Annotated in this window: 22 protein-coding genes and 1 tRNA gene; 11 read left to right on the forward strand and 12 right to left on the reverse strand. The window is 48.5% G+C overall.

What is annotated here, in order from left to right:
- Window positions 1-181: 181 nt before the first annotated feature.
- Window positions 182-1,402, reverse strand: a complete 1,221-nt coding sequence (locus CBX96_RS10590) for a sugar MFS transporter (protein ID WP_109286665.1) — start codon at window positions 1,400-1,402, stop codon at window positions 182-184.
- Between the two features lie 256 nt (window positions 1,403-1,658).
- Between CBX96_RS10590 and gtfA the strand changes: the two genes are divergently transcribed.
- Complete coding sequence (gtfA, locus tag CBX96_RS10595) at window positions 1,659-3,143, forward strand: sucrose phosphorylase (protein ID WP_109286666.1); 1,485 nt, start codon at window positions 1,659-1,661, stop codon at window positions 3,141-3,143.
- Between the two features lie 59 nt (window positions 3,144-3,202).
- On the opposite strand, the gene CBX96_RS10600 is transcribed toward gtfA, so the two are convergent.
- The 4 genes from CBX96_RS10600 to CBX96_RS10615 all read right to left on the reverse strand — a co-directional run bounded on the left by CBX96_RS10600 (window position 3,203) and on the right by CBX96_RS10615 (window position 7,110).
- Window positions 3,203-4,231: a LacI family DNA-binding transcriptional regulator gene (locus tag CBX96_RS10600; RefSeq protein ID WP_109286667.1), complete on the reverse strand. Its 1,029-nt coding sequence runs from the start codon at window positions 4,229-4,231 to the stop codon at window positions 3,203-3,205.
- An 88-nt stretch (window positions 4,232-4,319) separates the two neighbouring features.
- A complete protein-coding gene (locus tag CBX96_RS10605; RefSeq protein WP_109286668.1) occupies window positions 4,320-5,768 on the reverse strand; it encodes an MFS transporter in 1,449 nt (482 codons plus the stop codon).
- Between the two features lie 24 nt (window positions 5,769-5,792).
- Entirely contained in the window at window positions 5,793-6,257 is a 465-nt protein-coding gene (locus CBX96_RS10610; RefSeq protein WP_109286669.1) for an NlpC/P60 family protein, read from the reverse strand.
- Window positions 6,258-6,372: 115 nt separating this feature from the next.
- Window positions 6,373-7,110, reverse strand: coding sequence for a sulfite exporter TauE/SafE family protein (locus CBX96_RS10615; protein WP_109286670.1), 738 nt, complete (start codon window positions 7,108-7,110; stop codon window positions 6,373-6,375).
- A 135-nt stretch (window positions 7,111-7,245) separates the two neighbouring features.
- Here CBX96_RS10615 and CBX96_RS10620 point away from each other — a divergent pair, with 135 nt between their 5' ends.
- From CBX96_RS10620 to CBX96_RS10645, 6 genes are all read left to right on the forward strand, one after another.
- Complete coding sequence (locus CBX96_RS10620; protein ID WP_109286671.1) at window positions 7,246-8,172, forward strand: pirin family protein; 927 nt, start codon at window positions 7,246-7,248, stop codon at window positions 8,170-8,172.
- Window positions 8,173-8,400: 228 nt separating this feature from the next.
- The gene (locus tag CBX96_RS10625; RefSeq protein WP_109286672.1) at window positions 8,401-9,447 is read left to right on the forward strand and encodes a DUF4118 domain-containing protein; all 1,047 of its coding nucleotides are present in this window, start codon (window positions 8,401-8,403) and stop codon (window positions 9,445-9,447) included.
- Complete coding sequence (locus CBX96_RS10630; RefSeq protein ID WP_109286673.1) at window positions 9,448-10,137, forward strand: response regulator transcription factor; 690 nt, start codon at window positions 9,448-9,450, stop codon at window positions 10,135-10,137. It abuts the gene before it with no gap.
- Window positions 10,138-10,181: 44 nt separating this feature from the next.
- Window positions 10,182-10,880, forward strand: a complete 699-nt coding sequence (locus CBX96_RS10635; protein ID WP_109286674.1) for a TrkA family potassium uptake protein — start codon at window positions 10,182-10,184, stop codon at window positions 10,878-10,880.
- 1 nt (window position 10,881) lies between these two features.
- On the forward strand, window positions 10,882-12,243 hold the full coding sequence (locus tag CBX96_RS10640) for a TrkH family potassium uptake protein (RefSeq protein WP_109286675.1): 1,362 nt from the start codon (window positions 10,882-10,884) through the stop codon (window positions 12,241-12,243).
- A gap of 306 nt (window positions 12,244-12,549) precedes the next feature.
- A complete protein-coding gene (locus tag CBX96_RS10645) occupies window positions 12,550-13,383 on the forward strand; it encodes a DUF4238 domain-containing protein (protein ID WP_109286676.1) in 834 nt (277 codons plus the stop codon).
- Between the two features lie 45 nt (window positions 13,384-13,428).
- Here CBX96_RS10645 and CBX96_RS10650 read toward each other — a convergent pair whose 3' ends face one another.
- The 4 genes from CBX96_RS10650 to CBX96_RS10665 all read right to left on the reverse strand — a co-directional run bounded on the left by CBX96_RS10650 (window position 13,429) and on the right by CBX96_RS10665 (window position 17,106).
- Entirely contained in the window at window positions 13,429-14,613 is a 1,185-nt protein-coding gene (locus tag CBX96_RS10650) for an NAD(P)/FAD-dependent oxidoreductase (RefSeq protein WP_011620884.1), read from the reverse strand.
- Between the two features lie 290 nt (window positions 14,614-14,903).
- Window positions 14,904-15,920 carry an NAD(P)H-dependent glycerol-3-phosphate dehydrogenase gene (gene gpsA, locus CBX96_RS10655; protein ID WP_011620883.1) on the reverse strand — a complete coding sequence of 339 codons (1,017 nt, stop codon included), beginning with the start codon at window positions 15,918-15,920 and terminating at the stop codon, window positions 14,904-14,906.
- Between the two features lie 4 nt (window positions 15,921-15,924).
- Window positions 15,925-16,410 (reverse strand): protein-export chaperone SecB, encoded by a 486-nt coding sequence (gene secB, locus CBX96_RS10660; RefSeq protein WP_011620882.1) that lies wholly within the window; start codon window positions 16,408-16,410, stop codon window positions 15,925-15,927.
- Between the two features lie 261 nt (window positions 16,411-16,671).
- Window positions 16,672-17,106: a rhodanese-like domain-containing protein gene (locus CBX96_RS10665; RefSeq protein WP_011620881.1), complete on the reverse strand. Its 435-nt coding sequence runs from the start codon at window positions 17,104-17,106 to the stop codon at window positions 16,672-16,674.
- Window positions 17,107-17,371: 265 nt separating this feature from the next.
- Here CBX96_RS10665 and gpmM point away from each other — a divergent pair, with 265 nt between their 5' ends.
- The 4 genes from gpmM to CBX96_RS10685 are packed head-to-tail and all read left to right on the forward strand — an operon-like array spanning window position 17,372 to window position 22,082.
- Window positions 17,372-18,916, forward strand: a complete 1,545-nt coding sequence (gene gpmM / locus CBX96_RS10670; RefSeq protein WP_109286677.1) for a 2,3-bisphosphoglycerate-independent phosphoglycerate mutase — start codon at window positions 17,372-17,374, stop codon at window positions 18,914-18,916.
- A gap of 10 nt (window positions 18,917-18,926) precedes the next feature.
- On the forward strand, window positions 18,927-20,060 hold the full coding sequence (locus CBX96_RS10675; protein WP_011624692.1) for a murein hydrolase activator EnvC: 1,134 nt from the start codon (window positions 18,927-18,929) through the stop codon (window positions 20,058-20,060).
- A gap of 48 nt (window positions 20,061-20,108) precedes the next feature.
- Entirely contained in the window at window positions 20,109-21,314 is a 1,206-nt protein-coding gene (locus CBX96_RS10680; protein WP_086904785.1) for a S41 family peptidase, read from the forward strand.
- A 12-nt stretch (window positions 21,315-21,326) separates the two neighbouring features.
- Complete coding sequence (locus CBX96_RS10685) at window positions 21,327-22,082, forward strand: divergent polysaccharide deacetylase family protein (protein WP_109286678.1); 756 nt, start codon at window positions 21,327-21,329, stop codon at window positions 22,080-22,082.
- Here CBX96_RS10685 and CBX96_RS10690 read toward each other — a convergent pair.
- The 3 genes from CBX96_RS10690 to CBX96_RS10700 form a co-directional block, all read right to left on the reverse strand.
- Window positions 22,057-22,512: an Rrf2 family transcriptional regulator gene (locus CBX96_RS10690; protein WP_011620877.1), complete on the reverse strand. Its 456-nt coding sequence runs from the start codon at window positions 22,510-22,512 to the stop codon at window positions 22,057-22,059. The genes CBX96_RS10685 and CBX96_RS10690 overlap by 26 nt on opposite strands.
- Window positions 22,513-22,533: 21 nt before the next feature.
- Window positions 22,534-22,788, reverse strand: coding sequence for a YkgJ family cysteine cluster protein (locus CBX96_RS10695; protein WP_011715336.1), 255 nt, complete (start codon window positions 22,786-22,788; stop codon window positions 22,534-22,536).
- A gap of 313 nt (window positions 22,789-23,101) precedes the next feature.
- Window positions 23,102-23,178, reverse strand: a tRNA-Asp gene (locus tag CBX96_RS10700).
- Window positions 23,179-23,182 lie beyond the last annotated feature (4 nt).

Consider the following 23,182-nt stretch of genomic DNA (forward strand, 5'->3'; position numbering starts at 1 on the left):
TAGTGAGTCTTGTTTGGTTCCCAAAAACATCTTAATCGATTAAGTTAACAAGTTAGCAACTAAATAACAAAAAGCAAGTGCGTTTTTTGTACAAGCCAACAAACTTAAAGTGGGAACAGCTAGCAATTAATTGATTAATCGAAAAAATGTGACAGAAAAAATTTTTCTGTCACATTTCAATTCAAGCGGTTTCACGGCTTAACAGAGCTTGAGAAGGATCTTTAATCAGATTAACCCCCGCTAACAGGCACAACAAAACGGCAAACCCGGTTGCGAGGTAAAAGCCATACTTCACATGGCCGAAAATATCCCCAACTAACCCCATGCACAGGGGAGCCAACGCCGCAGAAACCGCGGTAAAAAACAGGATAACTCCAGCCACAGAGCCGTGCTGTGCCACGGGGAAACAACTGATCCCCTTGGAGTTTAAAGTGGGATACATCATTGACATAAACAGCCCTGAGAGGGGCAAGAGAATAACAGCGGCCTCAACGCCATAGAGCATAGAGCCGAGGTAGCAAAGGCTGATCGCTAAGCTAAACCAGAACATAACCTGTTGCCACGAAAAGTGATTTAATATCCACCCACCCAAAAACCGTCCACCCGCTCGCAGGGTAAAAAAGATGGTCAAGGCATAGGCCGCAAGTAGTGTGTAATCCCCCTGATACTCTTGCAGCAAGCTAGGCATCCATACATAAATCGCCACTTCGGTGGCCACATACAAACCAATCGCAAGGGAAAACCCTAATGCATAAGGATTTTTCATCATACTGAAGGTATTCGTCAGATTAATTGTTTCCGTTGAAGATCGCTTAACCTGCGGATAATCGGCCCTAAACGCTAGCCAACAGAGCAGCAGACAAAACACACCCGCCCCAAAATACAAATACTTCCATGACACACCACTGATAAGCAGATAGCTGACGATGGCTGGCCCCACCATGGCGCCGACCCCAAAAAATCCTTCGACCGTATTCATGGTGCTGGAATGCTGTTTTGTCGACCGAGAAATATCACCGATCAGGGCTAAGGCCCCGGTTTTAAATACCCCAATTGCCAAGCCCACCAAGGCCAAAAGCAGCAGGAAATAATAAAACGACTCCCCAAGCGCAAATAAAAAACAGGCAATGGCGAACAACAACAGCCCTAATAAAATGGTTAGTTTACGCCCTATTTTATCCGCCAAAAAACCGAGGAATAGACCACTTATTGCAATAAAAATCATCGGCATATAATGAAAGGCGCTCGCCTGTGATAAAGAGAGGCCAAACTCAGAAATGAGCTGAGGAATGATCACGCCCACGGCATCTGAGGTCATAGCGAACATAAAAAACATTAAATACGTCAGCACTCTAATTCGAGTGTGATGGCGATTTTCTGCAGAATTTGAATCACTTACCATACTGTTTCACCTTATCGTTATCGCGCTAAATCCCCTTTGAAGCTAGCTAAGCCCCAAACAGCTTTAGGCATTATTTATGTACAGCAGTGAGTTAATCCCCCCAAAACCAAGACTAACTCAAAAATCTAACAAACCACTTGAATAATGTTTCACATTGGTTAAATATACAACTTAATCGATTAAGTTTGTTTGTGCAATTTATAAATAACCGCCAGCAAACTTTACTCTGGGAAGGCTACTCAAGCGTGGGCAAAGTATGAAAAATCAAGTGCAATTGATCACCTATGTCGATCGGATAACCGGTGCCGGACTCAAACAACTCAAAGCCTTACTCGATAATGAGTTAGATGGTTTATTTGGGGGCGTTCACCTACTGCCCTTTTACTATCCCATCGATGGCAGCGATGCGGGGTTTGATCCCATAGACCATGTACAAGTGGACTCACGCTTAGGTGATTGGGACGATGTCAAAAGCATAGGCGAAGCGTTCGACATCATGGCCGACTTGATCGTTAACCACATGTCCGCAGAATCCCCCGAGTTTAAAGATGTACTCAAACATGGCAAACAATCGGTTTACTGGGATTTATTCCTGACCAAGGACAAGGTATTCCCTGAGGGATTAAGTGAACAGGATCAAAAAGCTATCTATCGCCCCCGCCCAGGGAGCTGCTTTAGCACTTACACCTTAGCGGATGGTTCAACGGAAGAATTTTGGACCACCTTTACCCGTAACCAGATCGATATCGATGTTAACTCAGCTGCAGGTAAGGATTATTTAAACCGCGTATTGGCGCGATTTAACCACAGCAAAGTCAATTTAATCCGCTTAGATGCCGCAGGGTATGCAATCAAAAAGCCTGGTACTAGCTGCTTTATGATTGAGGAATCCTTCGAGTTTGTGGATAAATTAGCGAAGCAAGCCAATGAGTTAGGTATGACAACCCTAGCCGAAATCCACTCCCATCATATGACGCAAATCGATATCGCCAAACGAGTGGACATGGTTTACGACTTCGCCCTGCCACCGCTCATCCTGCACACGCTGTTTAGCCAAGATTGTAGCGCCCTGAGTCACTGGCTAGACATGGCCCCTCGCAACTGCATCACAGTACTCGATACCCACGATGGCATTGGTATTATCGATGTCGGCCCAATGGATGGCTTACGCGGATTATTGAACGAAAAACAAATCGATAATCTGGTCGAAACCATACACGACAACAGTAAGGGCGAGAGTCTACAAGCCACAGGGGCGGCCGCCAGCAATGTCGATTTGTATCAAATCAACTGCACTTATTACGATGCCCTAGGGCAAAATGACCTAGATTACTTGATGGCGCGAGCAATTCAGTTTTTCGCACCAGGTATTCCGCAGGTGTACTACACTGGCCTGCTTGCCATACCAAACGACATGACGTTGCTGAATCAAACCCATGTCGGCCGAGACATTAATCGCCCCTATTTAAACCGGGAAAAAGTGCAGCAAGCCCTGCAAAAACCTGTGGTTAAAGCCCTCATCCAATTGATTAAACTGCGTAATAATAGCGCAGCATTCAATGGCCGCTTTTCGATGGCAGCAAGTGGCAAAACACTGACACTCACATGGTCTGCACAAAATGCATCGGCCAGTCTTAGTCTCGACTTTGTCCATAAACAAGGATTGATCACCCTACTTGATGAGCAAGGCATCGAAACCCAAATCGCATTAGCAGACCTGCTCACTCAAGCACAGGCCTAAATGCCGAACAAAAACAAAAGGCGCTTAATTAGCGCCTTTTGTATATAAAAATCATTGTATTAACAGCTTTTACCTAAACGTAATTCATACCCTAATACCTGAGCATGCACGGCATCGTCGATAAACATCTGCGCTGCCATTTGGCCTTTTTGTTCCGAGTATTGGTAAACCGTGGTCAGTGGTGGATTCGAGCGAGTCGCCTCATCAATACCATCAAATCCCACGACACGAATATCCTCCGGAATCGCTAATCCCATGGCCTGCGCCTCACCCAGCACGCTGAGGGCAATTAAGTCGCTCATACATAAAAATACATTGGGTCTTGGGGTTGAGTTTAATGCCTCCTTGGCCGCAATCCGCGCATACTCCGCATTACTTTCCGGAATATTCCAAATCCGATCATTACCAAGGATGACACCCGTTTCCTCAATCGCCTGTAAATATCCCTGCAACCTCTGGTGCGCAATCGACATATCGATTTCGAGCAAATTCAAATCGTAAACTCGGCAGGTTAAATGGGTATCGAGTAGCCTCAATCCCAATATTGCAACTTGATCGGTGGGAGATTTTAACGCCAATTTTGCCACCTCATAGGCGGCTAACTTATTGTCAATGCTGACAGAGGCGTTGCGGTGGATATCAAAATCCACTGTAACCACTTTCTTCTTAACCTGTTTTAATTGCTCGGCGAGCAAGGCATTGCGCGGGCGACCATAACAAATAAACCCATCCACAAAATCGGCCACCGCATTCACACTGTCGGAGCTGCCAGAAAAAAGCAGTAAGTTGAGTTTTTCCCGCTCCAATACCGAAGCCACCCCCTTCATAAACTTACTGGCGACAGGATCGGACACCATATATTCAACACTATCGGACAGTACCAGCGCGACGGTATCAAATTTGCCCCTACGTAGGGACTGCGCCGCCTTGTTTGGACCAAAATACCCCAGTTTAGAGCAGGCGGCTAAAATCTCGTTGCGACGTTTTTCCGATAGCTGATCGGGACGATTAAAAGCATTAGAAACAGTGGCGTTAGAGACACCTAGCTCGTTAGCTATGCTCTTTAAGGTCCAGTTTTTAGTTGTCATGCAGAATTCCTGGCAAAGAATGGGGTCACAGCGGAAGCTAACCTACCGCAAATACTACACAGCTTAAATCCGTCGTGCACCAACAAATCTACTCATGATCCCTAAGCGCAGTCGCAGGCGACAAATAACCCACAATCGCCGAGCTGAGCGCCACCAGTGCCGCCGCGATAAAACCCCATTGGAAAGCGTGATGCACAACCTCTATGGGTAACTGTTTTATTGCCGCAATCCCCACCTGCGCCCCTTCGAGCGGTAACAAGCCATATAGCAACAGACTGAATAAAGCCGTGCCAATTGCCGCGCCCATGGAACGACTCAAGGACACCATGGCGGTGATTTGGCTTAAACGCGCCTTGCCCGACACGCTCTGCACCACTAGCTGCACGCTGGGCATCACAGTCCCTAAGCCAATGCCCACCAGCACACCTAAAGCGCCGATCAAATTCGCATTCGGCGGCACTAAACCGATTAAGAGCAAACCGATAAAGGCCAAGCCCATGCCGAAGGTCGGCAACCATTTAGGTGCCACATCCCGACTCAACAACCTGCCAGCGATGGTGGAACCTGTGACAATGCCAAAGGTCATTGGCATCAGCAGCAAGCCCGTTTTGGCCGGATTGGTGTGCAGACCGACCTGCAGGTAAATGGGTAAAAAGAAGATCATCGCAAACAGGCAGGCGGCAAACAGCGCAGCCGTAAAGAGCGGCATATAAATGGCTTTATTAGCGAGTAAATCCAGCGGTAAGAAAGGACTCTCACGCCGACGCTCCCACCACAACAGAACAAGGGCGCCCACACAGATAAATCCCATAAAGCCTAAACTTGTGGTCGATAGCCAAGCAAAGTCTTGCCCCGCCACGGACAACCAATACAGCAGCGCCGTGATGATCGTGGGAAATAACAGCACGCCGAGTAAGTCAAATCGCCCTTGCCGCACGGGTTTAACACTCTGTTTATGCAAGCGATTAAGTCGCCAAACCGCCAGCATAACCAAAGGAATATTCGCCCAAAATAACCAGTGCCAAGAATAGGCATGCACCACAAAGCCACCTATCACGGGGCCGCCAACACTGGCGAGGGTAAACATAGCGGCAAAATAGCCCTGAAAACGTGCCCTTTGCCGTATCGGCACCAATTCCCCCACTAGGGATTGGGACAGACTCATCAGCCCGCCACCGCCGAGGCCTTGGAGTATCCGGCCAGCAATCATATGGTCCATAGTCCCAGCACTGGCGGAAACAATTGAACCCAACGCAAACACCACTAAGGCGATCATCAGGATTTTAGCGCGGCCATAGTTATCCCCTAGCCAGCCGTAAATAGGCACACTGGCCGCCATCGCCAGCATATAACCGATAGTGATCCACGAGGCTTGCCTGAGGCCGCCAAGATCTTCCACTATCGCTGGGGTTGCGGTGGCGAGTAGGGTTTGATCGACCGCCGCCAGGAACATGGGCAAGAATACGGCGGAGAAAATCGCCAGAAAAACCGAGGTGGGCAGAGGCTCATGTTGGGACGAAGCAGACGCTGGGGTCATAGAGTCTCCACCTGTGATTAAGGCTTAAATTCGCCTTGCATTCCAATACTTTGATGCCCAATAACTGTTTAGCAGGCTCGAAATTTTCACCCCTTGGCTCGTCGAGACATGGAGAAAATTATTCCCGCCCACATAAATGCCGACATGGTGCGTGCTCCAACCCGTTTTGAAAAACACTAAGTCGCCTTTACGCAGTTGGTCCCGCGCCACAGGTTTGCCGAGGGCTTGCTGTTCTTCCACTGTGCGCGGCAGAGTCATGCCCAACATCTTTTGATAAGCGACCGACACAAAGGCCGAGCAATCGATGCCTTTCTTAGTGCCGCCACCTAGGCGATAGGGTACGCCGCGCCATTCGGAATGGAAATCGGCGATATTGCTATCGCTCCAAACGGAGACGGGTTCAACTTGCTTCACCACAGGCTTAGGTTCTGGCGCGCTCGCACAGGCGCCAAGACCTAAGGCTAAGATAACTATCAGTAATCGTTTCATTAGCGTAAAACTCATCGCAGGCAATTCTTGCGTAATATCGGGTGCTATCAAAGCGATAACGAAAATATCGTGAAAAAACCGATGGTAACAGCCTAAGCTAATCCCAAGCTTAAAACTATAACGCCGTCCACAATAAACGAATACCCACCAGCACCATTAAAATCAAGATGATGCGTTTAAACAACCTATCGCTGATCTTATCTTGGATCGCCAACCCCAGTTTTACGCCTAACCAAGCCAAAGGCGCAAGTAATAGCGAAATCAGAATGTTACCTTGGTTAATTTGCCCGAGCAGACTATAGGGCACCAACTTAACCAGATTCACCACCGCAAAAAATACCACTGCCGTGGCTAAAAACTCTGGCTTGGCCAAGCGTAACGGCAGCAAATAGGCATTGAGTGGTGGCCCGCCCGCATGGGCCACAAAGCTGGTAAAGCCTGCGGTTAAGCCACAGAGTCGCCCCACGAGTGGCGAAGGCTTAGCTTGGGTTTTATCCCCTAATATCAAGCCATAAAGGCCAAAACCTAAGGACACACAGCCTAAAATCGCCCGTAAGTAATCTTCGTTTAAGCGGTCGAACAACCAATAGGCTATGCCTATGCCCACAATCGCCGCGGGTAAAAGGATCCATAATTGGCGTGGATTATGTTGGCCCCACCAGGAGCGAACACTTAAAAAATCCATATAAATCAGCAATGGCAACATAATTGCTGCCGCAGTTGCCGGGCTTATGGCCAGCGCTAACAGGGGCACGGTCAAGCCACCGACGCCGCCGGCAAAACCCGATTTAGAGATCCCAGTGATCAACACCGCAGGAATCGCCACCAGCCAAAAAAGAGGGTCTGTTAACATCCCTTATTCCCAATATTACGTTAAAGTCATTAAGGTCGAGCAACGAGTAACAGGCCTTGAGGGCGATAACATCGCCTCGCTGCACCAGCATAAATGTTAAGTCTATCCGTGTCTAAATGAAGATAAGGAGTCGATATGAGTCAAATGCAAACGTCGCAATTTTACGGCGGCCCAAGGGAATGCCCTGTCGAAGATGGGCGGATCCAAATCCAGCATATTGCTCCCAAAATCAGTGATGTGGGCGGGATACCCGTAGCGCGGGCGATTCCACAAAAACCGCGTCGACTCATAGGACCCTGGTGTTTTCTGGATCATATTGGCCCAGTCACCGACGGCCCTTTAATGAATGTGGGCGAGCATCCCCATATCGGCCTTCAAACCTTCACTTGGATGCTGGAGGGGGAAATCATGCACAGGGACAGCCTAGGTAGCGCCCAAGTGATCCGCCCCAAGCAGGTTAATCTGATGACCGCGGGCCATGGTATCGCCCACACCGAAGAGTCCGTCGAAGGTCATCGTACTATGCATGCGGTGCAGCTATGGATTGCGCTGCCGCTGGAACACAAAGACACAGCCCCTAGATTCGACCATTATCCCCAGCTGCCCACTTGGCAGGAGGCGGGCGTCGAATTCACTCTATTGATTGGCTCGTGGAAGGATAAACAAGCGCCCACGCTGCACTTTTCACCGATCGTCGCGATCGATATCTTCGCCGCAGAGGCCACTCAACTGACGCTCAGGCTGGATCCGCGATTTGAATATGGCCTAATGCCACTCGAAGGCCGATTCGATATCGACGACGAGGCCTTTGATAACAATAACCTCGCTTACCTTGGCATGCTACGCGAGAGCGTGACACTCGAGCTTCACTCTGGCGCACGTTTACTGCTGATTGGCGGCGCGCCCCTCGCCGACACCGTCAGTATTTGGTGGAATTTTGTCGGCCACAGCAAGGAAGATATTGCCAGTGCCCAAGCCGATTGGGAGGCCAAGTCCCCACGTTTTGCCACTGTGCCGGGTTATAACGGCAAACGTTTAATGCCGCCGCCCATTCCTTGGTAACCCAAGCCGTTCATGCGTTAGCGCGAGGTAATCGAGTTAGATTGCCTCGCGTAATGGCGGTATTTGCAGCCATTTTCTAGTGTAAAACGGTGAGCAGAACCGCCTGCCTGATGTAAATGCCAGACAAGTTCCACACGCCAAGCCCCAGAAAATTTTACGGATTTTTTACGCGCTATCCCCACAGGCCTTTGCTAGAGTAGCCTTAACTTCAGCAATGCCTTAGCCGTTATGACTTTTGCAAACACAGCCTCCATCAACCAATACTGGCGCACACACCCCGCGTTATTTACCGCCATGTTGTTAGTGATTGCTTTGCTCACTAGCTATTTGATTGATCACTTTTCAGGCTCGGCCATTGCCGTACTGCTTATCCTGCAATTAGCCGTGGTCGCCGTGGCCCTGCAATGCAGCGCCAACTACGCCTATTTTGTGGCCGTGTTTGGCGCCGTCAGTTTCAATTTTTTATTCACCACGCCGCGCTATTCGTTGCAAATGTTCAACGTCGAAGACATAGTCAATCTAAGCGTGTTTTTGCTGGTCGCCCTCACTAGCAGCAAGTTAGCCGAACATTACCGCCGCCAGCAGCAGGCACTCGAACAGGCACAGCTCAGAAACAGTATTTTACTCTCGGTCTCCCACGATTTACGCACGCCACTTGCGACCATTATCGGCACCTTAACCACGCTGAAGGAATACCAAGCTAAACTCAGCCCAGAGCAAAACGAGGAGCTTATCGACTCGGCCGCCGCAGAGAGTCATCGCCTGCACCAATATATCGAAAACCTTCTTCAGGCGACCAAGTTACAACATGGCGCGCTCAAATTTAGCCTAGACGAAGCCAATCTACGCGAAGTGTTACAGCGTACTATTGCCCGCTTTCAAACCGCGCAACCTAGGATCCAAATTCACAGTGAGCCAGAACTTCCGCCATTAATGATTTGCAGCTCTTTGATTGAACAGGCGATTTTTAATGTGCTCGACAATGCCCTGCGCTACTCGCCCGCAGAACTGCCTGTTACGGTAAACCTATACCGCCACCAACAGATGCTGCGCATCGATATTCAAGACCTAGGACAAGGCATAGCGCCAGCCGACGCCGAGGCCATTTTCGAGCTGTTTTATCGTCAACGTCCCTCGACCGATGGCGGTGCGGGATTAGGCCTTGCGGTCGCCAAAGGCATTATTACCGCCCACAGGGGCAGCATCGGCGCCGAAACTGTTGCCCAAGGCAGCCTGATCCGCATCGCCTTACCCATAATCACGGAGGCAGCATAAATGGCTTACAAGGTCTTAGTGGTGGATGATGAGCCGCAAATCCATACCTTTATGCGGATCTCACTCGAAGCGGAAGGCTTTGAATACTTAAGCGCCACCAGCATCGCCACGGCGCTTAAACAATACCAAAGCCACCAGCCGCACCTTATCGTGCTCGACCTCGGCCTGCCCGATGGCGATGGTATCGAATTGCTCCATGCGCTGCGCCAGCAGGATAAAACCCCAGTACTGGTGCTCACCGCCCGTGATCAGGAGGAAGAAAAAATCCGCCTGCTCGAAGCGGGTGCTAACGATTATCTGAGTAAGCCCTTTGGCATCAGAGAATTAATCGTGCGTATCAAGGTATTAGTCCGTGATCTTGTGGAAACCTCAAGCCCCATCGATATGTTGCAATTTGGCCCACTCACCCTACAAAAGAGCAGCCATCAATGCTGGCTCAATCAACAGGAAGTGGCACTCACTAAAAAGGAATTTGCCCTGCTCGCCCAACTCATGTCCCACCCGGGACAATTACTGAAACAGAGCGAACTGCTGCGCAATATTTGGGGCGAGACTCACCAGGAAGATAGCCACTATCTGCGGATTTTAGTCCGCCAACTGCGTAAAAAGCTCAACGACAGCGACGAACAACAACTGATCAAAACCGAGCCAGGCTTAGGGTATCGACTCACCGACCTCGGCCCGCCCTAGGCCAGCTCGCCTCACTCTTTAGCTCAACCACAAAAGGATATGAAATGGCACATTTTACTGTCATCGGATTAGGCCGCTTCGGCGTTGCCGCGAGCCTCGAACTCATCCACTTAGGCCACACGGTTACCGGTGTCGATAGCGACCCAAAAATCGTTGAAAAATATGTAGAAAGTCTTACCGAAGCGGTGATTTGCGACTGCGCCGATGAGGCGTCGCTGCGCGAACTCGATCTGACCAACTGCGAGGCAGTGCTGGTCGCTATCGGTGAGGATATGCAGTCTAGCCTGCTGTGCACGCTGGCACTGAAAAACCTCGGCGTGCAGACGATTTGGGTCAAGGCCAGCACCAAGGCGCACCATACCATAGTGTCGAAACTCGGCGTTGCCCGCATTATTCATCCCGAGGAAGAAATGGGGATCCGCGTCGCCCAGTCGCTTAACTATCCTATGGTGAATAACTTTCTCGCCATCGGCGATGGGCTTTATATTGTTGAAATCCATATTAAAGCCCAGTTGCATCACACCACTGTTGGCCAACTGCTCGGGAGCTTGCAGGAGCACAGCGCCGATGAGCAAACCAATGTCCCACGCAATCCTAAGGGCAAGGTAGCGGCGCTGATGGTTAAGCGTGAGCACAACGTATTTAGCAAGATTGATAGCAACTTTAGCCTGCACACAGAGGATGCCCTATTCCTCTGCGGTAGCCGTGCCGAGTTAAAACAGCTCGCACCAAGGTTGGTGTAACGTGGTTCAATGGCACCCTTCACTCACCCTAGAGCACACACCTAAAAGCGGTAAAAAACTCTTTGGCGCGCCGCCTTTTATCTTAAGTGTCAGTTTTGCTCTGCTGATCTTACTTGGCACTTGCTTGCTTAAACTGCCCATCGCCACCGAGTCGCCTATTACTTGGCTGCAAAGCCTCTTTACCGTGACCTCGGCGGTGACGGTCACAGGGCTTGTGGTCGTCGATACAGGCAGTGTGTTCACGCCCTTTGGCCAAGTAATTATCGCGCTGTTAATTCAATGCGGCGGCCTAGGTTTGATGACCTTTGCCATAGTCACGCTAATAGCGCTGGGCGGTAAGATAGGTTTCTTGCAGCAAACGGTGGCGAAAGAAGCGTTTAATCAAACCGATACCTCCACCTTAGTCTCGACCGCTAAGGCCGTGCTGGTGTTTTCGCTATTGGTTGAAGCTGTGGGTATGCTGATTTTATCTGTCTACTGGAGCGGCGAATTGGGCTGGCAAACCAGCCTATTTCATGGCTTCTTTTATACCATTAGCGCCTTTAATAACGCGGGTTTTGCCCTAAGCCCAGATAGTTTAATCCCCTATGTGGCCGACCCAGTCGTTAACCTCACTATTACGGGTTTATTTATTGTGGGCGGCCTTGGGTTTTCGGTGTGGATTGACCTCAAGCGCAATAAACGTTGGTCGAAGCTCACCGTTTACAGCCGCATGATGATTACCGGCACCATACTGATCAATGCCGTAGCAGTGATAGCCATTTACCTGATTGAGTACAACAACCCCAACACCCTCGCGCCCTTAAGCGAACTCGGCAAATGGTTAGCCTCTTGGTTTCAAGCCGTAACCCCTCGCACCGCAGGCTTTAACACCCTGCCCATAGACCAACTCGAGGATGGTTCCACCCTATTGATTTTAGTGTTGATGTTTATCGGCGGCGGCTCCCTCAGCACCGCCAGCGGCATTAAAGTCGTGACCTTTATGGTGTTAATCCTCGCCACCTACGGCTATTTACGCCGCGATGAAGCTGTGTATGTGTTTAAGCGGGAAATCCCTAAAGACACCATTAGCAAGGCACTTGCCTTGACGATGATCTCCATCGGCGTCACTTGGCTGGCAATTTTCGCCCTAGTGCTCACCGAAAACGCCCCGATTATGGATATCGCCTTCGAAGCCGTATCCGCCCTCGGCACCGTCGGGTTATCCCGCGGATTAACAGGTAATTTATCAAGTGCAGGCCAAGGGATTATCATCTTTATGATGTTTATGGGACGCCTCGGCCCACTGATGTTGGCCTACTTTCTTGCCAACCCAAGGGTAAAAAAACTGCGCTATGCAGAAACCAAATTGGCGATTGGGTGAATAAATAGGTTTAATGGCAACCACTGCAAGTCGTAAGTACCGCCGATCGAGCCTGCTCACAGCTAAGCACATCGTCCGTTTCTTTAAAAAGAATTATTTCGATGGCTTCATGCAATTAAAGATAACATCTGTGGCATGCTCTTTTACTTAAAACAGAGACTTTCAAAGCATTCTTTGCTAAACCAATACCAACGATCGTAATATCATTAATAACTATATGACTCTAAATGAAAAGTACTAACCTATATCAAGTTTATAACGAGGACAGTATCTAATTATCTGTTATGCGTCTAAAGGGAGCAAATAATGGCAGAAAAGAAAAAGCAACATTATATTCCTCAGTTTTACCTGAAAAAATTCGTACAAAAAACGGATAATCCTAAAATTGAACCATACCTCTGGGTTCATAAAAATGGCATTAGTAAGAAAAAATCACCGACAAATACAGGTGTTGAAAGTTATTTCTATGCGATAGATTGTGGGGAGCTTGATAAGAATCGCGTAGAAGATTTGCTCTCAACAATTGAGAGTGATACTAAACCTGTGTTAGATAGGATGCTATCTCTTGGTATTAATAGTATTACAGAACATGAACGTTATATTTTTACTCGGTTCTTGTCATTTATGTTCTCACGGACACCGAAAATGCGTGAGTTAAACAACATAGCCTTAAGTCGAGTAATGAAGGATTATGTGTTTCAAAAAATGAACCGTGATGGTATGCCATTAAGATTCAAAAACCTTAGTAGAGACAGTGTAATTGAGCTTTTAAATGAACACTGGACTTTACCTAAAGATGCATTAATTGGTATGGGCCTGTATGACGCCGTAAATAATCTTCCAGAGTTTAATGATAGAAATTGGTGCCTTTTTCATACAAATGACTCACATTTCATTACTTCAGATCATCCTGTAGTTTTAATAAATAAATATGTTAATAACGATAAAGTGCCTCCCGGTATTGTTATGAGAAACACAGATTTTATGTTCCCATTATCTCCAAGAGTTTGTTTATATGGTTCGTATGATAATGTGGTAAATCAATCGATATCGAGTGCTAAAGTTAAAGAAATAAATTCATTAATACTCAAACAATCAGCAGGTTGTATTTTTTCTTATGATCAATGTCCTGAGATGTAAAGATAGTCTTATGTTTGATCTCATTAATCTTATGCAAACTAGATACTACACAACCCTTCCTGCCGCCACGCCAGATGCCCAGGCCCATTGAAAATTAAACCCGCCTAACCAACCGCTGACATCCATCACTTCGCCGATAAAAAACAGGCCGGGGACTTTAATGGCTTCCATGGTTTTGGAAGACAGTTCATGGGTATCCACGCCGCCGAGAGTGACTTCGGCGGTGCGATAGCCTTCGGTGCCATTCATCAAGACTGTCCAGCGGTGCAGATCGTCGACTAACTTGGCGCGCTCTGCATGAACCAGCTGATTTAAGGCTTTGTTGAGTAAAGCTTCATCGAATAACACTTCCACCAGCCGCTTAGGTAACCACTGGCTTAAGGTATTACGCAGACTCTGTTTAGGATGTGCGGCCAGTTGTTGCTCTAAAGCCTGTGCAGCGTCCATATTGGGTAATAGATTGATTTCTATGGTTTCGCCCGCTTTCCAATAGTTGGAAATCTGCAAAATAGCGGGGCCAGATAAGCCTCTGTGGGTAAAGAGCAGGGCTTCGCTAAAGGCGGTGCCATCTTTGGCGGTAATGCGGCTTGGTACGGCAATGCCCGACAGCGGTTCGAAGCGAATTTTATCTTCGCTGTGCCAAGTAAAAGGCACCAGACCCGCGTGAGTTGGCAACACCTTAAGCCCAAACTGCTCGGCCAATTGATAGCCGTAAGGCGTGGCGCCGAGTTTTGGCATTGATAAACCGCCGGTGGCGATCACTAAGGAGTCGCAACTTAACTCGCCATTTGAGGTGTTTAGCTCAAAGCGGCCTGCCTCGGTTTTGCTCACCGCCAGAATATCGGTGCGAAGTTTAATGCTCACGCCCGCCCACTCACATTCGGTCAGCAGCATAGTGACTATCTCTTTGGCCGAGTCATTACAGAACAGCTGGCCATGATCGCGCTCGTGGTATTCAATGCCGTGGCGCTCAACCAGTTCGATAAACTGCTGCGACGGATAACGCGCCAATGCGGATTTGACAAAGTGCGGGTTGCCACAGATAAAGTTGGCGGGTTCGACTTTAAGGTTGGTAAAGTTACAACGGCCGCCACCGCTGATAAGGATTTTACGCCCAGCCTGCTTGGCATTATCGAGTACCAGTACATCACGACCTCGGTAACCCGCTGTTGCTGCACACATTAATCCTGCGGCGCCGGCTCCGATAATAATTACATCATGATGTTTCACACTCATACTCCAGTCGATAAGTTAAGTTGGCTATTGCCCATCATCCCAAATAGTTCAAAGACTGAGTGACAGTATTGGTCTTCGATATTGGGGTAGATATTCCGCGTTCAGCATCCAGCCTTGATGGATACAGCCAATGCCGACTGCTGCCAGTACATTAAGGCGATAGCGATCGGACATAAATCCCCTCTTTCACCATCCATGGCGATCGGGGATAAATACTTCCATGTATAAAAAAGGGCGCTATTTTAGCACCCTTTATTTTATTCAGCATCATCACGACTCGCGCTTTATTGCGCTGGCGTTTCTGATTTCTTTTCTCTGCTGAGCAGTTCTTTGGCGGCATCCAAGGGCGCTTTGCCTTGGTATAACACTTGGTAGATTTGCTCGGTGATCGGCATTTCGACGCCCATGCGCTTCGCCAGCGTAAACACTTCTTTAGTATTGCGATAACCTTCAACCACTTGGCCGATTTCTGCCTGTGCGGTATCCACATCGCAGCCTTTACCTAAGGCTAAACCAAAGCGGCGGTTACGGGATTGGTTATCGGTACAAGTTAACACTAGGTCGCCTAATCCAGCCATGCCCATAAAGGTGGCGGTGCTGGCGCCTAAGGCTTCGCCTAAGCGGGTTAACTCGACTAAACCACGGGTAATTAACGCCGTTCTGGCGTTGGCACCAAAGCCAATACCGTCGGACATGCCCGCACCAATGGCGATAACGTTCTTCACCGCGCCGCCTAATTGCAGGCCGATAAAGTCGTCGTTAGCATAAACGCGTAAACGTTTAGGGCTGTGCAGCAATTCCACTAGCTCAGCGGTAAATTTGGGACAAGTGCCCGCAACCGAAATCGCCGTAGGTAACCCCATGGCTAATTCCTTCGCGAACGTAGGTCCTGACAATACCGCCAGCGGATATTGCTCGCCTAACACATCACGGGCCACATCTTGCAGCAAACGTCCGGTTTCAGGCTCGAGTCCTTTGGTCGCCCATACGATGCGAGCATCTTGGCGTAACAAAGGTTTCGCTTGGGCCAGTACCGAGCCAAACACATGGCTAGGTACCACAACCAGCACATTATTGCTGGCCGCTAAGGCTTTGGCTAAGTCGGCTTCGATATGTAAACACTCGGGGAAGGCAATACCAGGCAGGAATGCTTGGTTGCATTTGTCCTGAGCGAGCGTTTGCATATGGGCAGGATCGTGCCCCCACAACAAGGTCTTATGACCATTGCTGGCTAGAGAGATGGCAAGGGCGGTGCCATAAGAGCCCGCCCCTAACACCGTGATATCGGCAGAGTTTTTCATGTAATTAAGCGTTAGCTTCTTCGGCTGCTGGTGCAGCTGCTGCGGCTTGACGTTGTTGCACGTATTGTGCGAACAGAGCGTCGAAGTTTACTGGTGCTAAGTTCAGTTGTGGGAAAGTACCACGACCTACTAAGCTACCTACAGCTTCACGCGCATATGGGAATAGGATGTTAGGGCAGTATGCACCTAATGAGTGAGCCAGTTGTGGCTCAGTCAGACCTGCGATTGAGAAGATACCCGCTTGTTGTACTTCACACAGGAATGCAGTTTCGCCAGCGTTTTGTGCAGTCACGGTCAAAGACAGAACCACTTCGTATACGTCGTCGGCTAATTTAGCGCTGCGAGTGTCTAAATCTAACTTAACTTCTGGATTCCATTCTTTTTGGAATACAGCTGGGCTGTTAGGTGTTTCGAAAGAAACATCTTTAGTGTAAACACGTTGGATGTTGAATTGTGGGGCTTGTTGTTCGTTGTTTGCTACTTCAGCCATAATTTCCTACCTATCCTATCAATGTTATGCCAACACTTATCTGGTTGGCTTTTTTTGTCTATTTAGCTGGGCTTATGCTTTGATGCCTGAATGAGATCTCAGTACCGTCCCAACGTTCCCTTAACGGGGTACTTTTGAAGTCAATCTAAATACTTAATTTAAGCCCTTAGTGACCACAGGATTAGTATGCCAAACAATGATGACGCAACTGCTGCACAATCAATTAACTATGCAGCACAGCGCATAACTGCCGCCGACAACTTATCTTTTGCTTTTTGAAACAGGCATATTCGCTGCCTGCCATTCACCCATACCACCTTTCAAGTTATACAGGTTTTCAAAACCTTGTTTACTTAAAAGCTGAGCCGCTTGAGACGAGGTCATGCCAGCATTGCATACCAGTATAATGGGACTGCCTTTGAACTTTTCAAGGGCTGAAACCTGATTATTTTTGATATCCGCGAGCGTAACGTTAACTGCATCAACAATATGGCCCTTACGGAACTCGTCATTTGAACGCACATCCACGACTTTAGCGTCTTGTCTGTTCACCATAGTGGTGAGTTCTTGATGAGTGACATTTTTGATTTTAGAGAAGCTCGATTTGATCACACTGACCACAAGCATTACAAACAAACCCACCCAAGCCAGACTTAGCATAGTGTGAGCCTTAAAAAATTCGATATATTCTTGCATGGTTACAGCCCGTATAAATGGCGAAAAATTCGATAAGGGCACAGAGTATACCGATTGCCTTGGCAGATTGCAGCAGTTTAGTCACAGTTCTAGAACACAGCTCAGCCCTTGCGCCATCTCGCTTCTCTTGGCGCTCACAGAATCTGCTCAAATAGCGATTCGATGACCTTAATCTAGGTAAAGCGCTTTTTCGTACCCCGCTTACGTAGTAATATTTAACCAATTTCAGATTTCTTTAGCTTCCTTAAACTTTAAAGGTATCACCATGACGACAACTAAACGTCCAATCGCGTTGTTGATCCTCGATGGCTGGGGTTACCGTGAAAATACGCATATGAATGCGATTTACCACGCCAACACACCAGTGCTCGACCGTCTCAACGCCCAATATGCCCACGGTTTAATTTCAGGTTCAGGCTTAGATGTAGGCTTGCCCGATGGGCAGATGGGGAACTCTGAAGTAGGCCATATCAACTTAGGTTCTGGCCGAATCGTTTACCAAGAGCTGACTCGTATCAGCAAAGCCATTGCAGATCATGAGTTTGAACAAAATACAGCCCTTTGTGATGCCGTCGATGCTGCTGTCAAAGCCGGCGGTGCAGTGCACATTATGGGTCTGCTCTCTCCCGGTGGCGTACACAGCCATGAAGAGCATATCGAAGCCATGTGCCGTATGGCAGTGGCGCGCGGTGCCACTAAAGTGTACTTACATGCCTTCTTAGATGGTCGCGATACCCCACCTCGCAGCGCCAAAGGCAGCCTAAGCCACTTTGATGATCTGTTTACTACATTAGGTCATGGCCGTATCGCCTCTATTATTGGCCGTTACTTTGCCATGGACCGCGATAACCGTTGGGACCGCGTGTCTCAGGCGTACGATTTGATCACTCAAGGCAAGGCGAAGTTCCAATACGATAACGCCGTGACCGCGTTAGAAGCTGCTTACGAGCGTAACGAAAACGATGAGTTTGTGTCGTCTTCTGCCATTACCGACAGCGAAGGTAAGGTTGCCAGCTTGAACGATGGCGACGCGCTGATTTTCATGAACTTCCGCGCCGACCGTGCTCGTCAAATCACCCGTAGCTTTATCAATGCCGATTTCGACGGTTTTGAACGTGCAGTGACGCCAAAGGTTAACTTTGTAACGCTGACCGAATACGCAGCAGATATCAAAGCACCTATCGCTTATCCTTCTGAAAACCTAGTGAATACCTTAGGTGAAGTGCTGCAAAACCGTGGCCGTACTCAGTTACGTATCTCCGAAACTGAAAAATACGCCCATGTGACCTTCTTCTTCAACGGCGGTAAGGAAGAGCCATTCAACGGTGAAGATCGCATCCTGATCAACTCACCTAAAGTGGCAACCTACGACTTACAGCCTGAGATGAGCTCAACCGAGCTGACGGATAAGTTAGTCGCAGCGATTGAATCCGCTCAATACGATGTGATTATCTGTAACTACCCGAACGGTGATATGGTGGGTCATACTGGCAACTTCGATGCGGCGGTTAAAGCCTGCGAAGCTGTCGATGCCTGTATCGGCCGTGTAGTTGACGCACTGGCGAAAGTGGGCGGCGAATGTATTATTACCGCCGACCACGGCAACGCCGAGCAGATGACCGACGAAACCACTGGCCAAGCCCATACGGCGCATACCAGTGAGCTCGTGCCCTTTGTGTTTGTTGGCCGTGACGCCACCATAGACGAAGGCGGTAAACTGAGCGATGTCGCCCCAACGATTCTGCACCTGATGGGTGAAACCATTCCAGCAGAGATGACGGGTAAGCCCTTAATCCACGTAAAAGAGTAGTTGTTACCTAGTGAGCACTCGACTCCCCGTTAAAGCCAGCATTATTGCTGGCTTTATGATGTTATCTTTCTCGGTCTACGCTTCTGATTTGGAGAAGCGTCAGTCCGAGTTGAAATCCATCCAAGCGCAAATCAACCAACAACAAAGTGCGCTCAAAAACACCAGTAAACAGCGGGAAAAGTTACTCGCCTTGCTGCGTAGTGACGAAGAGGCGATTGCGGCGGCAGCTAAAAAGGTCAATAGCACCAAAAACAGTTTGGCGCAGATTGATACTAAGCTCGCTGAACTCAAACAACGCCAGGAAGAGTTAGAAACCCTCAAGGTCAGCCAGCAAAAAACGCTCTCAAAACAACTCTCGAGCGCCTATCTTGCCGGTAACCACGATTACACTAAGATGATGCTGAATCAGCAGAGTCCCGCCACGATTGAACGGATGTTGGCCTATTACCAATACCTCAACAAGGCACGCATGAACTCGATTAACGAGTTAAAGAAAACCATCACCGAACTAGATGAAATTAAAGTCTCGCAAACCAGCAAGCAAAAACAATTAACTAAGCTGATGGCCGAGCAACAAGTGCAATCTAAGCGCTTGAACCAAGAACAAGATCAACGCCAGCTCACCCTAAAAGAATTACAGCGCACCCTGAATACCAAGGGCGCCGAACTCGAACAACTGCAAATCGAAGAGGCCAGCTTAAAACGAGTGGTTGAGCAAGCGCTTAAGGCGATGCGTGATAACCCCTCAATGGAAGGCTTCGATAAACAAGGCGGCAAACTCAAGTGGCCGACCAAAGGTCGTGTCAGTGCCAGCTTTGGTAGCCCGAGATCCGGTCAAGTGGTGTGGAAAGGCACTATGCTCTCAGCACCCGAAGGGCAAAATATTCGTGCGGTTTCCGGCGGTAAAGTCATCTATGCCGACTGGCTTAAAGGCTTTGGTATGGTGATGGTGATAGACCATGGTAAAGGTTACATGAGCCTCTACGGCCATGCGCAGGCCCTGTTAAAAAGCCCTGGGGACATGGTCAAAACCGGTGAAGCTATTGCTTTAGTCGGACGTTCGGGTGGACAGACAGAGCCTGGCCTATACTTTGAAATAAGGTATAAGGGGCAAGCGGTCGATCCAGCCAAGTACTGCCGTTAATCAGTACTGTCGCTAAGGTAGCCGTCCCCATCATCACAGGGGACGGCTATGAAACAACTAATCCGCAATATCGTCTGCCTTGGACTCGGCCTAAGTCTAGGCCTGTCCATTAGCCTCTCCAGTCAAGAGAATGCCAAGTCATATCAAAGTGACTTCGACTACCCGCTATTGCAGGATGTATTAGAAACCGTCGAAACCTATTACGTTAAAACCGTTTCCAAAGATGAGCTGGTGCAAGCCGCCATTAAAGGGATTTTTGAGCATTTAGATCCCTATTCCAGCTTTTTAAATCACCAAGAGTTACTCGACTTAAAAGACTCAAATCGGGGCGAATACTTCGGCTTTGGCTTTGAGGTCGCCAGCGATAAAGACCATATCAGCATTATCGCGCCCTTCGCCAATTCCCCCGCCGAACAGGCCGGTATCCAAGCGGGCGATATCATTATCAAGCTGAATGACACGCCAACCACCGAAACCAATCTTGCGGATATCCTCAATCAAATCAAACAACATAGCCTCAGCAATCAAAGTATTCGTCTGACGCTTAAACACCGTAATGATGCAGTAGAGTTTGAGGTATCCCTTAAGCCTAGCACTATTACGATTCAATCTGTCACCAGCAAATTACTGGATGGTAATATCGGCTACGTTAGGCTCAGTAGCTTTCAAGAGAACTCCACCGAAGACATGGTGCGCAGTTTAAGCCAGTGGCAAAACGCGCATCTTACGGGTTTGATATTAGATTTACGTAATAATCCCGGCGGCTTGCTGGATCAGGCAATCAAAATCGCTGACCTCTTTTTAGCGAAGGGCCGAATCGTCTCAACCTCTGGCCGCTTCTTCGATGCCAACTCCGACTATTACGCCTCACCGCAAACCATGCTGACCAATGTACCTATGTTAGTACTGATCAATAAAGGCTCTGCCTCCGCCTCCGAAGTCCTCGCAGCCGCCCTGCAGGAAAATGGCCGCGCTAAACTGCTCGGTGAAACGAGCTTTGGCAAAGGCACAGTGCAAAGTCTTATCCCCATACTGAACGATGGCAATGCCATCAAGCTCACCATCGCCCAGTACAACACGCCCAGAGGGGAAAACATTCACGATATCGGCATAGTGCCCGACATTAAAGTTGCAACCGAAACTGGCTCCAATCAAAAGAATATGGCTATAATCGACGCCATCTCAGCACGAACCGATGTCAGCCAAGACAGCCTAGTCACCTCGGCAATCGCTTGGATGCAACATCATGACTAATAAGAAGAAATAGTGCGTCTATTTTACATATTGACCCTTTGGACTCTGAGCATTGCGCCAAGCAATGCAGCCCAAATCGCCTTGATCATCGATGATATTGGCTATCGCCACACCGACGAAGCCGTGCTGTCACTCCCAAGCGCAGTCACTTTGTCGGTACTGCCACACACGCCGCTCAGCAATAAATTAGCCAAAGCCGCGCATGCGAAAGGCCACGAAATTATGCTGCACTTACCCATGCAGGCACTCAATGGCAAAGCCTTAGGTGTTGGTGGTTTAACTAATAATATGAACGAAGCACAGATACGTAGCAGTGTACTTGCTGCCATCGCCAGTGTGCCCTTTGCTAAAGGTGCCAACAATCATATGGGGAGCCTACTAACGCAGCTCGATGATCCTATGTTGTGGGTGATGGAAACGCTAAAGCAGAAGCAGCTCTACTTTGTCGACAGTATGACAACCAAGTTCACTAAGGCGGGAGATAAGGCAGATTCGCTCGGCGTGCCACAGCTACGACGCCAGCTCTTTCTCGATAATGACGTCAGTGCCGCAGCATTGGAAAAACAGTTTAATTTGATGATAAGTCAGGCTCACTCGCAAGGCAGCTTAGTGGCTATCGCCCATCCTTACCCCGAAACCATTCACTTCTTAAAAACAAACTTAGCGCGCCTAAAGGCGGAAGGGATTGAGCTAGTGCCGACGTCAAGCTTGTTGCCCATCGAACTAGCCCATGAGAAAGGCACTAATCCAACTGTAAGACAGAAATAGTCATATCTGGCAGCAGTGCCAACAGCTCATTTCGATTACTGACAATGTCCTGCAGGCTGTATTGGTCGAGTACGTTTAAATACGCCTCAACCGCTTGAGCTAACACGCCCTTCAACTGGCAGGCGGGAGTAAAACGGCAATAGGGTTTGCTGCAATCAATCGGTGCCAGAGAGTTCTCTAACGCACGGATCAGCTGCCCTAGATTAATCTCGCTCGCAGGTTTCCCTAAACGAAATCCGCCCATTTTACCGCGTATGGTTTCCAGATAACCTAATTTGCCTAAATGATGCACAATCTTCGAGACATGATTTGGTGACAAATCAAATACCTCGGTAATCTCTGCGATCCTGAATAGGGTTGTTCTATCGGGCTGAACCGCCAGATACATCAGCGTGCGAACACCAAAGTCGGTATAGCGTGTTAACTGCATAATTCACCTGTCAGCAATAAACTATTGAGATGTTTGAGTTTCAAGGTTTGTGATCAACCAGAGCGCCTCTTCATTAGAATGTCCGCAGACATCTAAAGAGGCGTCAAAATCACTACAAACCGCGGGACGATCAGGCGAGCCGAAAATCAAACATAAATTATCATCACTGAGCTGCACACAGCGCTCCCCAGCCGCCTTACCATTTGGCATACCTGGGATCCCACTGCTAATAGAAGGTGCAATACAACAAGCACCGCAGCCTAAACGACAATTCATTTTATTACTCGTAAAAGTTGGTAGACATTATAACGTTTAATTGATGTGAAGGCAGAAGCACAGTTCAATACTGCCAAGTTGCGCACAACCGCATTCCCACAAATGAAAAACTAGCCAGTCTTACCATAAAAATGAGCAGTTTATCATAAACAAATCGCTAAGCTCTTTTAATCAAACCAAGCAGGTAACAACTCGCCAAAAGTAAGCCGTTATATGTGATATCCCAGTCAACGAATTCGTTGTAAGCGGAAATAGACAAAACGACATAACGAAAAAAGCCTCTGCATTGCTGCAGAGGCTTATCTCTTAATGTTGGCGGAGCGGACGGGACTCGAACCCGCGACCCCCGGCGTGACAGGCCGGTATTCTAACCAACTGAACTACCGCTCCTTTA

It is taken from the genome of Shewanella sp. BC20, from assembly GCF_003129585.1.
Taxonomy (GTDB): domain Bacteria; phylum Pseudomonadota; class Gammaproteobacteria; order Enterobacterales; family Shewanellaceae; genus Shewanella; species Shewanella seohaensis.